At 68.9% G+C, this 12,469-nt stretch carries 11 protein-coding genes; 7 read left to right on the top strand and 4 right to left on the bottom strand.

The window, feature by feature from the left end; genetic code table 11:
- The first annotated feature begins 5 nt into the window (after positions 1-5).
- Entirely contained in the window at positions 6-1,607 is a 1,602-nt protein-coding gene (locus tag LTV02_RS16785) for a molybdopterin-dependent oxidoreductase (RefSeq protein WP_408639368.1), read from the top strand.
- A gap of 9 nt (positions 1,608-1,616) precedes the next feature.
- Here the strand turns inward: LTV02_RS16785 and LTV02_RS16780 are convergent, their stop codons facing one another.
- Positions 1,617-4,088 (bottom strand): phosphoketolase family protein, encoded by a 2,472-nt coding sequence (locus LTV02_RS16780; protein ID WP_233040885.1) that lies wholly within the window; start codon positions 4,086-4,088, stop codon positions 1,617-1,619.
- Between the two features lie 226 nt (positions 4,089-4,314).
- Between LTV02_RS16780 and LTV02_RS16775 the strand changes: the two genes are divergently transcribed.
- Positions 4,315-4,602, top strand: coding sequence for a hypothetical protein (locus LTV02_RS16775; RefSeq protein ID WP_067713919.1), 288 nt, complete (start codon positions 4,315-4,317; stop codon positions 4,600-4,602).
- On the opposite strand, the gene LTV02_RS16770 is transcribed toward LTV02_RS16775, so the two are convergent.
- The gene (locus LTV02_RS16770) at positions 4,599-6,077 is read right to left on the bottom strand and encodes an alpha/beta fold hydrolase (RefSeq protein ID WP_233040884.1); all 1,479 of its coding nucleotides are present in this window, start codon (positions 6,075-6,077) and stop codon (positions 4,599-4,601) included. The two genes, LTV02_RS16775 and LTV02_RS16770, sit on opposite strands and share 4 nt — an antisense overlap.
- Before the next feature lie 322 nt (positions 6,078-6,399).
- Here LTV02_RS16770 and LTV02_RS16765 point away from each other — a divergent pair, with 322 nt between their 5' ends.
- From LTV02_RS16765 to LTV02_RS16755, 3 genes are all read left to right on the top strand, one after another.
- Positions 6,400-7,023 carry a response regulator transcription factor gene (locus LTV02_RS16765; protein ID WP_233041596.1) on the top strand — a complete coding sequence of 208 codons (624 nt, stop codon included), beginning with the start codon at positions 6,400-6,402 and terminating at the stop codon, positions 7,021-7,023.
- A complete protein-coding gene (locus LTV02_RS16760) occupies positions 7,023-8,327 on the top strand; it encodes a HAMP domain-containing sensor histidine kinase (protein ID WP_233040883.1) in 1,305 nt (434 codons plus the stop codon). Before LTV02_RS16765 ends, LTV02_RS16760 begins: the two co-directional genes overlap by 1 nt.
- Before the next feature lie 69 nt (positions 8,328-8,396).
- Positions 8,397-9,149 (top strand): MerR family transcriptional regulator, encoded by a 753-nt coding sequence (locus LTV02_RS16755; protein ID WP_233040882.1) that lies wholly within the window; start codon positions 8,397-8,399, stop codon positions 9,147-9,149.
- Positions 9,150-9,166: 17 nt separating this feature from the next.
- On the opposite strand, the gene LTV02_RS16750 is transcribed toward LTV02_RS16755, so the two are convergent.
- Positions 9,167-10,228, bottom strand: coding sequence for an NAD(P)/FAD-dependent oxidoreductase (locus LTV02_RS16750; protein ID WP_233040881.1), 1,062 nt, complete (start codon positions 10,226-10,228; stop codon positions 9,167-9,169).
- Between the two features lie 78 nt (positions 10,229-10,306).
- On the opposite strand from LTV02_RS16750, the gene LTV02_RS16745 reads away from it, so the two are divergent.
- Together LTV02_RS16745 and LTV02_RS16740 are read left to right on the top strand one after the other, a co-directional pair.
- On the top strand, positions 10,307-10,894 hold the full coding sequence (locus LTV02_RS16745) for a helix-turn-helix domain-containing protein (protein WP_067713929.1): 588 nt from the start codon (positions 10,307-10,309) through the stop codon (positions 10,892-10,894).
- Between the two features lie 113 nt (positions 10,895-11,007).
- Positions 11,008-11,823 (top strand): thioesterase family protein, encoded by an 816-nt coding sequence (locus LTV02_RS16740; RefSeq protein WP_233041595.1) that lies wholly within the window; start codon positions 11,008-11,010, stop codon positions 11,821-11,823.
- Positions 11,824-11,850: 27 nt separating this feature from the next.
- On the opposite strand, the gene LTV02_RS16735 is transcribed toward LTV02_RS16740, so the two are convergent.
- On the bottom strand, positions 11,851-12,447 hold the full coding sequence (locus LTV02_RS16735) for a helix-turn-helix domain-containing protein (protein WP_233040880.1): 597 nt from the start codon (positions 12,445-12,447) through the stop codon (positions 11,851-11,853).
- Positions 12,448-12,469: the final 22 nt, after the last annotated feature.

Below are 12,469 nucleotides of genomic sequence, written 5' to 3'. Positions count from 1 at the left end.
ACGATATGGCTGGAGTGATTGTGCCGCAGAAGGATTCGACGAACACACCGCCCGTGCCCTGGGCAGCGGCACTGGCCGGTGTCCTGGCAGCGGCCGCGGTGCTCGGTATCGGCCATCTGGCCGCCGCTTTCGTGGACCCCGCCGCCTCACCCTTCTACGCCCTCGGCGCAACGGTGGTCGATCACACCCCACACGCCCTCAAAGACGCCGCGATCCGCCGATTCGGCAGCCACGACAAAGACGCACTGTTCGTATCCATGGCCGTCGTCATGCTCGCGGGTGCGGTGGTGGTCGGCCTGCTCGAACGGCTGCGGCCACTGGGCAGCGCCCTTCTGGCGGCGCTGGGCGTGGTGACCGCCGTGGCCGCCATGCAACGGCCCACGGCCACCCCGCTTTTCGCCGTCCCCGCACTGGTGGGCACGATCTCAGGTCTCGTGGTGCTGCGAATCCTCATAGGTGGAGATGCCGAGGCGCGGGAATCCGCCGCGGCGTGGATATCCAGTGCAGGGCGTAGCGCCGGTGAAGTATCGAAGGCCGGTGGGACGCGGTCGCGGCGGGGTTTCTTGATGCTGGCGGCCGGAGCCGGTGTGGCGGTGGCCGCGGCGACCACGGCCGGGCGGCTGCTGGCGACCCGGCTACACGACGTGGCCGCCGATCGGGCTCGGTTCTTCCTGCCCCGGGCCGCGGCAGCGCCGGTCGTTTCCGGGGTGGAATTGCCGGTCGACGGCATTACGCCGTTCCGGACCGCGTCGAGGGAGTTCTACCGGGTCGATACCGCGCTCAATCTGCCCGCCGTGCTGAGCTCCGAGTGGACGCTGCGCATTCACGGGATGACCGACCGGACGGTGGAACTCGATTTCGACCGGCTGCGCGAGCGCATTCCCGTGGAGCGGGTGATCACCCTGACCTGTGTGTCGAACGAGGTCGGCGGGCAACTGGCCGGAACGGCGTCGTGGCTCGGCTATCCGCTCGCGGAGTTGCTGTCGGAGGCGGGCATTCAGCCGGACGCCGATATGCTGCTGTCGCGCAGCGCGGACGGTTTCACCGCGGGCACACCGCTTTCCGCGATTCTCGACGGCCGTGACGCGCTGCTCGCCATCGGCATGAACGGTGAGCCGTTGCCGATCGAGCACGGCTACCCGGCGCGCTTGGTCGTACCCGGTCTCTACGGCTATGTCTCGGCCACGAAATGGGTTGTGGACCTGGAGATCACGCGTTTCGACCGGGCCCGCGCCTATTGGACCGAGCGCCGCTGGGCCGATCGCGCACCGATCAAGACCGCCGCCCGCATCGATGTGCCCGCCGCGTTCGCCACCGTCGACGCCGGTCCCGTCACCGTCGCCGGAGTGGCCTGGGCGCAGCGGCGCGGCATCGACCGCGTCGAAGTCCAGGTCGACGAACAACCCTGGCAGCAGGCCACTCTCGCTGCGGAGTACAGCAGCGACACCTGGCGGCAGTGGGTGTGGGTGTGGCAGGCCACGCCCGGCACCCACACCCTGCGGGTGCGCGCCACCGATCGCACCGGCGCGACGCAGACCGACGTCCGCGCCGCCCCGTTCCCCAACGGGGCCAGCGGCTGGCACAACCGCGTCGTCACCGTCCGCTGAGCGGCCCGGTCAGGTCCACTTCCAGTCCGCCACCACCGGAATGTCCTCACCGTGCTCGCGAGTCCAGGCGCGGGCCTGCCAGCGGGCATCGACCATCTCCTGCCGCAGCCCCGCCGCTTTCTCGCGCAGGCTGGGCACCCGGTCGATCACATCCATGACCAGGTGGTACCGGTCCAGATCGTTCAGCATCACCATGTCGAAAGGCGTTGTGGTGGTGCCTTTCTCCTTGTACCCGCGCACATGCAGCTCGTCATGGTTGGTACGCCGGTAGGTGAGCCGGTGCACCAGCCACGGATACCCGTGGAAGGCGAAGATGACCGGGCGGTCACGGGTGAACAGATTGTCGAATTCGCTGTCGGGCAGGCCGTGCGGGTGTTCCTCGCTCGGCAGCAGCCGCATGAGATCGACGACATTGACGACGCGGACCCGGAGTTCGGGGAGCCGCTCGCGCAGAATCTTGGCCGCCGCCAGGGTTTCCAGGGTCGGCACGTCGCCCGCGCACGCCAGCACCACATCGGGGGTGGTGCCTTCCTCGTCGTTATTGCCCGCCCACGGCCAGATGCCGATCCCGCGCGCACAGTGCACGGCGGCGTCCTCGGCCGAAAGCCACGATTCCTGCGGCTGTTTGCCCGCCACCACCACGTTCACGTAGTGCCGCGAACGCAGGCAGTGATCGTAGGTGGACAGCAGCGTATTGGCGTCCGGCGGCAGATACACGCGCACGATCTCGGGTTTCTTGTTGAGCACCACGTCCAGGAAGCCGGGATCCTGATGGGTGAACCCATTGTGGTCCTGCCGCCAGACATGCGACGAGAGCAGGTAATTCAGGCTCGCGATGGGCCGCCGCCACGCCACCGCCGAGCTGGCGTCCAGCCATTTGGCGTGCTGGTTGAACATGGCGTCGACAATGTGGATGAAGGCTTCGTAGCAGGTGAACACGCCGTGGCGGCCGGTCAGCAGATAGCCTTCCAGCAGCCCCTGGCACATGTGCTCCGACAGCACCTCGATGACCCGGCCGGTGCGGTCGAGCTTCACGTCGTACTCGCCGATCTCGGCCTGCCAATCACGGCCGGTGACTTCGAGAATGTCCTGTAATCGGTTGCTGGCCAGCTCATCCGGTGCGAAGGTGAGGAAATTGTCGGGGTTGATCCGGGTGACCTCGCGCAGCCAACCGCCCAGCACGCGCGTGGCCTCGTGCTTCACCGAACCCGGGACCAGTACTTCCACCGCGGAATCGCGCCAGTCGGGCAGGCGCAGATCGCGCAGCAGCAGCCCGCCGTTGGCGACGGGATTCGCGCTCATGCGCCGATCGGCGGCGGGCGGGAAGTCCCGCAGCTCCGCGACCGGCCGGCCGTCGGCCTCGAAAAGTTCCTGTGGCCGATACGATTTCAGCCACTGCTCCAGCACCGCGCGATGCTCGGCATTGCCGCGCGCCGACGGCAGCGGCACCTGATGTGCGCGGAAAGTGCCCTCCACCTGTTCGCCGTCCACCACCGGCGGGCAGGTCCAGCCCTTGGGGGTGCGCATGACGATCATCGGCCAGCTGGCCCGCTCCGGCGATCCGTCCGCTCGCGCCGCGCGCTGAATCTCGGCGATCCGATCGAGGCAGTCGTCCATGGCGCGCGCCATATCCTGGTGCACGACACTCGGATCCGCGCCCGCCACGATGATCGGCTCGTACCCGTAGCCCCGCAGCAGTGAGATCAGTTCGGATTCCGGAATCCGCGCCAGCACAGTCGGATTGGCGATTTTGTATTCGTTGAGCGCCAGGATCGGGATCACCGCCCCGTCCCGGCCCGGGTTCAGGAACTTGTTGGCGTGCCAGCTGCCCGCCAGCGGCCCGGTCTCGGCCTCGCCGTCGCCGATCACGCAGAAGACGGTCAGGCTCGGATTGTCCAGGGCCGCACCGAAAGCGTGCAGCAGCGAGTACCCCAGCTCGCCGCCCTCGTGGAAGGACCCCGGCGTCTCGGGCGCGCAATGGCTGGGCACGCCGCCGGGATAGGAGAACTGCGCGAACAACTCCCGCATGCCCTCGCCGTCGCGTGGAATGTGGCTGTAGAGCTCCGAATAGGTGCCCTCCAGCCATCCGCAGGCATTGGGCCCCGGCCCGCCGTGCCCCGGCCCGGCCACGAACACCGCGTTCAGATCCCGGGCCCGGATGACGCGATTGGCATGCGCCCACACCAGATTCAGCCCCGGCACGGTGCCGAAATGCCCGAGCAGCCGCGGTTTGATGTGCTCGGCTGCCAGAGGTTCCCGCAGCAGCGGATTGGCCAGCAGATAGATCTGCCCCACCGCCAGATAGTTGGCCGCCCGCCACCAGGCGTCGAGGGTGGCGAGTTCGCCCGGCGTGAGCGGCCCGGCGGCCGATTCCAGCCGATACCCGCGCGGCGCGATGGTGTCCCCGCCGGCGCCGCCGATATTGTCCGCCGACGTATCGTCCTGCGACCCGTTGGTCGCGGCCTCGCTCGTAGTGCTCACGGCTCACCCTTTCGCGCGTCCGACTCGTGCGTGGAATGTCTGCGATGTCGTGCTTTTCCGGGCTGCGGCCCACGATACGGGAACTCGCCGATCGGTCTCCGCACCGCTTCCCCGGGTCGCCCCTTCCGGCCGTTCCCACGATCGGGTCCGGGAAACGCCGGGGCGGGTCGCGCGAAAGGGACAGAAGGTATTCCGGCCGGGCCGGGCGCGGGTCTAGTATCGCCGAATGACGGTCGGCACTGACCTGCCCAAACCCAACACCCTCTTCGATCTCGACGTCTGGCTGCATCGCTGGCCCGCGAGCGTCTACGCCACCGAACTGCACTTCGGCGTACTCGTTTTCACCGGCCGCGACCTGTTCGACGCCCGAGATGTCGAAATCGCCCAGCGCACCTACCCCGGGCGGCGAATCCTGCTCAACGACACCGGGAAACTCGAGGTGCATCCGGCGGGGGAGGGACCGCCCCGTTCCATCTTCGATCCCTCCCATCCGTTGCGCGTCGCGCTGCACTAGCGCGCTACGGGCGCCACCGCGATCGGCGGGATCGCCCGGACGCACTCGGTCGCACCCGGCTCACCGGTGCGGATGAAGTTTCCGATCACACCGATCACGCAACCGCTGGGCTCCAGATCCGGCACGTGGCCGGTGTTCGGGACCGAGATGAACGTGGCGTGCGGGAAGCGCGCGGCGGCCAGCTTGCCGTTGGAGTCCGGGGTGATCGCGTCCAGGTCGCCGGACAGCACCAGCACGGGCACGTTCGGCATGGACTCGGTCATGTCGTGCGGTCGCGTGGCGGTGGTGGCGGGCCAGTCCAGGCAGGCGTCACCGCCGTCACGCTGTCCCGCGGCGAAACCGGCCGCGCTGAACGCCCCGAGCTCACCGGCTGCGGCAATGGCGGCGTCGTACTGCTGACGGCGCTGCGCCGCGTCCGCGTTCGGGGACCAGATAGTCGGATAGTCATTGCAGGTGATGGTGAGATACGCGCCGATGTTCTCGTACGCGGCCTGCCTGGCGATCAACTCGGCCCACTGCCGTAGCCCGGTGTCGTCACCGATCGCCGCACCGCGCAGCGCCGCGGGCAGCAGGCCCAGCGGGGTCATGGCCGTGGGATCCGCGCCCACGTTCGAGGTCGCGGCCTCGAACACCCAGGTGGCCAGCTTGGCCTCGGTCAGCGCGAAGGGCCGCGGGCTGGTGAACTCGAGCGGCGTGGTGCGCAGACGCGCCGCCACGGTGCGCAGGTCGGCGACCGCCTGGTTGCCGTCGCACACCCCGCTGCGCTCGCAGATGCGTTGCAGCGCAAGCGATACCGCCTCGGCGTTCGGGCGCGCCAGCCGGTCCGCGTCGGCGGGGTAGGCGCCGGTCAGCACCATCGACTGCACGGTGTCGGGGTGACGCTGCGCGTACACGGGCGTCAGATAGGTCCCGTAGGAGATGCCGTACAGCACCAGCTTCGGAATCTCGAGGTGCGCGCGCACCGCGTCGAAATCGTCGGCGGTGGCGGCCGAGGTGTATCCGGCGGCCTTGGGCCCGAGCGCGGTCGCGCAATCGGCGGCCATCCTGCGCTGCTGCTCACGGTTCCCGAACTGGTGATCTGCCTCGCTGCCACCGCATTCGAGGGGACCCGACAGCCCCGTCCCACGCGGATCGATGAGCAGCAGATCGTGATCGGACAGCAGATCCCCGATCAGCTGCACCGCTTCCGGAGCGTGCGAGATGAGCGGCACGCCCGGCCCACCCGGATTCGGGGTGATGGTCCCCGCCGTCGCCTTGCTCGCGTCGCTGTGCTGGATCCGGGCATAGGCGACATCGACCTGTCCCAGCTCCGGCTGCCCCTCCACGATCGAGCGCTGCACGGTCCCGCAGTCCACCTGATGCCCCGCCACGGTCGGGCACCACTCCGGCGTCGCCGCCTCGGTCTTCGCCCCACCGCACGCGGTGATCAATCCTGCGGTCACCGCGAGCGCCAGCAACAGTCCGGTCCGCCTCACCGTCTTCTTCTTCATTCCGAAACGCCCTCTCTCGCAGGATCTTCGACCGGTCTCGCCGGACAACCAGAAGATTGCCGTGTCGACATCAAGACGACGGCAGGGCAGTGACAAAGCAAGGTAAGAATCCGCACCGGCTCTTGCGCATGCCCGATCGCGCCGCGATCCGCGCGCGGCGAGGTGACGCCCGTCACGAATCACGCGGTCCGCCATCGAGATAGAGGCAACCTGCGGGCAACATTGACCCGTGAGCACCCCGACCGCAGCCGATGCCCCGACCGTCCTGGTCGTCGAGGACGATCCGAACGTCCGCAGCACCCTCGACATGCTGCTGCGCTTCGAGGGCTACCGCGTGGAGCTGGCCGCCGACGGCGTGGCAGCCCTGGACGCACTCGCCCGGCAGCGCCCCGACCTGGCCATCGTCGATGTCGTGATGCCGCGCCTGGACGGCCTGTCCCTGTGCCGGCAACTGCGCCGCCGCGGCGACCACCTGCCCATCCTGGTGCTCACCGCCCGCCAGCAGTCCGGTGACCGCGTCGCCGGCCTCGACGCCGGCGCGGATGACTACCTCGCCAAACCCTTCGACACCGAAGAACTCCTGGCCCGCCTGCGCGCCCTGCTCCGCCGCAGCCGATACGAAGCCGCACCGGCCCTGCTCACCACGGGTGACCTCACTCTGAACCCCGCCACCCGTCAGGTCTTTCGCGGCACGCGCGAGCTCGACCTCACCAAAACCGAATTCGACGTCCTGGAACTCCTGCTCCGCAATGCGCGAATCGTGCTGTCCCGCAGTCAGATCTACGAACACATCTGGGGCTTCGACTTCGACACCGAATCCCGTTCCCTCGACGTCTACATCGGCTATCTGCGCCGCAAGACCGAGAAGGGCGGCGCACCCCGCATCATCCACACCATCCGCAATGTCGGCTACACGGTGCGTGAATCATGATGCTGCGCACCAGGATCGCTGCGGTGGCGGTCGCGGTCACCATGCTGGCCATCGCCATCATTCTGGCCACCTCCTACCGTCACGCCCGTGAACTGGTGATCGAGCAGCTCGAACGCAGCCTCAGCGATCGCGCCGACGCCGTCGTGGCCGGGCTCAACAGCGGCGCGGTGCTGCCGCCGCGCCCCGACACCGTCGAACAGCTCGTGCGGCCGGACGGCAGCGTCAAGATGCTCACCCCGGGCGGCCGCCTGCTACCGGTCACCGACGCGGACCGCGATATCGCCCGCACCGGCGACGGCAGCGCGCGCGTGGCCGATCTCGAACTGTACGGCGACCCCTACGACATCGTCACCAGACCGGTCTCCGGCGGCGCGGTCATGGTCGGCCAGCACTACCGCGAATCCGCGCGTGTCGATCAGCAATTCCTGTGGCGCACAGCCGGAGTCACCATCGGCGCGGTCGCCCTGTCGGCCCTACTGGCCTGGCTGGCCATCGGCCGGATCCTGCGGCCGGTGCGCCGCCTGCTCACCGCCACCGAGCACATCGCCACTACCCGGGACCTCAGCGCCGAACTGCCCGCCGCCGGGCGCGACGAAATCGGCAGGCTCACCACGAGTTTCGACACCATGCTGCGCGCGCTGCGGCAATCCCGCGCGCAACAGCAGCGACTGGTCCAGGACGCCGGTCACGAACTGCGCACCCCGCTCACCTCCATTCGGGGCAGCGCGGAACTGCTGCAGCGCGCTCGCGGGCGGCTCCCGGCCGAGGACGAGACCAAGGTGCTCACCACCCTGGTCGGGGAGATCCGCGCCCTGGACGAATTGGTCGGGGAACTGGTCGAACTGGCGACCGATCAATACGCCGACGAGGAAGCGGTGCGCCTGGACCTGAGCGAGCTGGCCGGGGAATGCGCCCGCCGCTGCCGGCATCGCACCGAACGCGCCATCACCGTCGTTTCCGAGGCGCAGCTCCCCGTCCGCGCCCGCCCGAAAGCCCTGGCCCGCTGCGTGGACAACCTGCTGGGCAATGCGGTGAAGTTCAGCCCCGCCGGCACTCCCATCGAGATTCGCATCCACCGGACCCGGCTGTCGGTGCACGACCGCGGTCCCGGCATCGAACCCGGTTCGGTCACCGCCATATTCGACCGCTTCCATCGCGCCCGCGAAGCCCAGGGCACCGCCGGCTCCGGCCTCGGCCTGGCCATCGTCGCCGATATCGTGGCCGCACACCACGGCACCGTGTTCGCCGAACCCGGTCCGGGTGGCACCATCGGATTCGAACTCCCGCCCGATTCGCAAGCTTGACCTTGCCGCTACGGCAACCCCTACCGTTCGTGAAAGTGCCGGATAACGACAACACGGAGGCGATGCGCAATGGCCTGGTCCATCACCCAGGTGGCCCGCATGGCGGGCATCACCTCCCGCACCCTCCGGCACTACGACGAGATCGGATTACTGAAACCGGCCTGGATCGGTTCCAACGGCTACCGCCATTACGAGATCGAGCAACTGCTGCGACTCCAGCAGATCCTCGTGCTACGCCGCCTGGACCTGAGCCTGGACGAGATCGCCGAAGTGCTGGCCGCCCAGCGCGACCCCTTGGACGCGCTGCGCGACCACCACAAACGGCTGCGCGTCCAAGCCGAATCCCTGGCCGCGGTGACCCGGACCGTCGAGCGCACCATCGCCGAACTGGAGGGAAACAGCGATATGACCAAGATCAGCCGACCGGAGAACCTGTTCGAAGGCTTCGACCACACGCAATACGACGACGAAGCCCGCGAACGCTGGCCCGAGGAATTCGAGCAATCCCAGGCATATTGGGCCACCCTGACGCCCGCGGACATCGAACGCATGCAACGCGAGGTGACCGCCGCCATGGTCCGCATGGCCGAACTCATGGTCGCCAATGTGGACGTCGGCGATCCGGCGGTACAGGCCGAAATCGACCAGCACTACAAGGCGATCGCCATCGGCTGGAAGCCCACCCGTGAGGCGTACACCTGCATGGGTCAGATGTACGTCGACGACGAACGCTTCAAGGTCAACTACGACCGCATCGCCGAGGGCCTCGCCGAGTACTACCGCGACGCCATGGCGATCTACGCCGACGCCCACCTGAGCTGATCAGCTCCGGGCGGGGTTCAGTGCACGGCCACCGGTTCGGTGGCTGCTCGATAGGCAGCCACCGCATCGGCGGTCTCCTCGTTGACCAGGTCGGCATTGATATGCGCCCCGGCCATCGCACCCGCCGCCGCGGCATTGCCTACCTGTGCGCTCAGGTCGGTGACATTGCCCGCGGTCCACACGCCGGGTACTTCGGTTTTGCCGGTGAGGGCTTCCGCCGGGATGTATTCGCCTGCGCCGCTCGGGTGTTCGACGGGATGCAGCCCGAGGCCCGCCAGCAGTCCGGCGCGCGCGACCATCCGTGTCGGCACCGCGAGGGCCGTGCGTGCGACCCGGGTTCCATCGGCCAGCCGAACTCCGGTCAGGCGGTCGTCCTCGGTCTCCACCGCGCTCACCGCCCCGGCGATCACCGGAATGCCCCGCGCCGCAAGCTGTTCCGCCTGCTCCGCGGTCGGCGGCGACATGGTGTGCTGGAAGAACACCACATCCTCGCTCCACTGCCGGAACAGCAGCGCCAGGTGAATCGCCATGGGCCCGTTGCCGATCACGCCGATCGCGCGGTCGCGGACCTCCCACCCGTGGCAGTAGGGGCAGTGAATCGCGTCGCGGCCCCACCGCGCTTTCAGCCCGTCGATCTCGGGCAACTCGTCCACCAGGCCCGTTGTGACCAGCAGCCGTCGTGCGCGCACGGTCCGGCCGTCGGCCAGCGCCACGGTGAAACCGGCGCTCGCGTCGGCCGATTCGTGATCGGCGGTCGCGACCTGCCGCGGGGACTCGGCGTGTGCGAGTGGCCCGGCGGTCCGGTCGCCGCGGTGGGCCGCTACGACTTCGCCGTCGATGATGTGCCCGCCATATCCCCGCACTTCCTCCCGGCCGCGCGCCAGCAGCTCGCTGGGCGGCACGCCTTCGCGCGCGAACAAGCCGTGCACCCCGTCCGCGGGTGCGTTGCGCGGCTGCCCCGCATCGATCACCAGCACCGAGCGGCGCGCGCGAGCGAGCATCAGCGCTCCGTTCAGCCCGGCTGCTCCGCCACCGATAACCACCACGTCGTAACTGTCGTTCAGCTGTTCGGTCACCATGACCACCTCCTGTCGACCAAGGTGCTGCCCGAGCGGCCGATTCGGCAATCTTTGTTGCCGATATGGCAAACTCTGCCCATGGACGACGAAACCGATCGGGCCCTCGACGGAGTCGGCCCGCGCCTGCGTGAGCTGCGGCGATCGCGGGAAACCACGCTGGCGGAGCTGTCCGCCGCGACCGGAATCTCGGTCAGCACGCTGTCGCGGCTGGAGTCCGGAGCGCGCCGCCCGACCCTCGAACAATTGCTGCCCCTGGCGCGAGCGCACGGGGTAACCCTCGACGAACTCGTGGACGCCCCGGCCACGGGCGACCCGCGCGTTCACCTGAAACCGGTCAAACGCGGCGGCATGACCATGTTGCCGCTCACGCGCCGAGCCGGCGGCATCCAGGCCTACAAGATCATCATTCCGGCGAGTTCCGGTCGCACCGAACCGAATCCGCAGGTGCACGAGGGCTACGAATGGCTCTACGTGCTGAACGGCCGCCTGCGAATGATCCTCGGCGCACACGATCTCGTGCTGGGCCCGGGCGAGGCCGCCGAATTCGATACCCGCGAACCGCACTGGTTCGGGGCGGCCGATTCCGAACCCGTCGAATTCCTCAGCCTCTTCGGCAAGCAGGGCGAACGCGCTCACGTGCGGGCGCGGCCGCGCGGTGAGCGCTGAGGTCGCCGAGGAATCGCGCGACGGTCCCGCAAGCCCCCGGTAATGCCCGAAATGCCGGTTGATACGTTGGCCTGGTGACCCGAGCGAGTGAAGAGGCGCCGACTGCCGCCGAGATGAGCAATGCCCCGGCTACTCAGGCCTACTACCTTCCCCTCGGCACGGTGGACGGGTACGAGCGTTTCCTCGCGACCGGATCGACCGTGAGCGTGTGGGCTCCGACCATGCAGCACGGCGCGCCGCCGTCGGCACTGCTGGCCCGCGCGGTCGAGCGGTGCGAACCGCGGCCCGGCACCCGGGTCGCCCGCCTCACCATGGAGATCCTCGGCCCGATCCCGGTGTCGGAGATCGACGTCCGGGCCTGGATCGAACGGCCCGGCAAGCGGGTCGAGCTGGTCGCCGCCGAGATCGCCGCCACCCAGCCCGACGGCACCCGCCGCGTGGTGGCCACCGCCCGCGCCTGGCGCATCGCCACCGGCGAAACCGGCGAGGTGGCACTGACTTTCGACCCGCCGCTGCCGCCCGTGCCCGCGCGCGAGGTCGTCGACTGGTCGGCCTTCCCGCCCGGCTGGGATGTCGGCTACGTGCGCTCGGTCGACATTCGCGATGCCGGTACCGGCGGGCGCGCCAGCTGGGTCCGGCCGCTCGTCGAGGTGGTCGAAGGCGAGGAGACCAGTCCGCTGGTGCGGGTGTTCTCGGTCGCGGATATCGCCAATGGCGTTGGCGCACAGCTGGACCCGATGCACTGGACCTTCCTCAACACCGACCTGACCGCCGACCTGTTCCGGCTCCCGGTCGGCGAGTGGATCGGCGTGGACGTGCAGACCTCCATCGGCCCCGACGGCGTCGGCATGTGCTCGACCGTGCTGCACGACGAGCAGGGCCCGATCGGCCGCCAGCTCCAGATTCTCGAAATTCGCGCGCGCGGCTGACTTTTCGCGCCCGTCGCGCGGAACTCGTCAGCGGGCTTGATGCGGGCGGCGGCGCACCGTCATGCCGTCCGCCACCGCGAGCACCAGGGTGGTGGTGTCGCTGGTATGCGCCCACCATCGATGCCGCACACCGGCGGTGCAGTAGCAGGTGTCCCCGGCGTTCAGCACCAGTTCCTCATCGCCCGCCGCCACGGTGATCGACCCGTGCACCACATAGATGATCTCGTCGTTGTCGTGCGTGAACTCCCGATCACCCCGGCTGACGCCGCCGGTGAATTCCAAAGCGCGCAAGTCTCTTTCGCCGTGCACCAGCGACCGCACCGACCCATCGGCGGGCTCGGCCTGCGGTAGCCGCGTGTCCTCGTCCGCCCGCACGACGGGGGAGTGGTCGGCGTCGTCGCTGCCCGCCAGGAGTTCGGTCGCGGTGGTGCCCAGCGCATCGGCGATCCGTTGCAGGGACCGCAGGCTGGTATTGCTGCGCCCGTTCTCGAACTGGCTCAGGAACGACTGCGACAGTTCCGCCTGCCCCGCCAATTGCGCGAGGGTGAGGCCGGCCGACAAACGCCGGGCGTGCACCACCTGACCCAGTCGTTGCCAGCGTCCGTGTTCCGCCGTGATGCTCACTCGTCCCCTTCCGCTGTGCGCC

Origin of the sequence: Nocardia yamanashiensis (genome assembly GCF_021183565.1) — a bacterium.
GTDB classification, from domain to species: domain Bacteria; phylum Actinomycetota; class Actinomycetes; order Mycobacteriales; family Mycobacteriaceae; genus Nocardia; species Nocardia yamanashiensis.
This window is presented reverse-complemented; position numbering and strand designations above follow the sequence as displayed.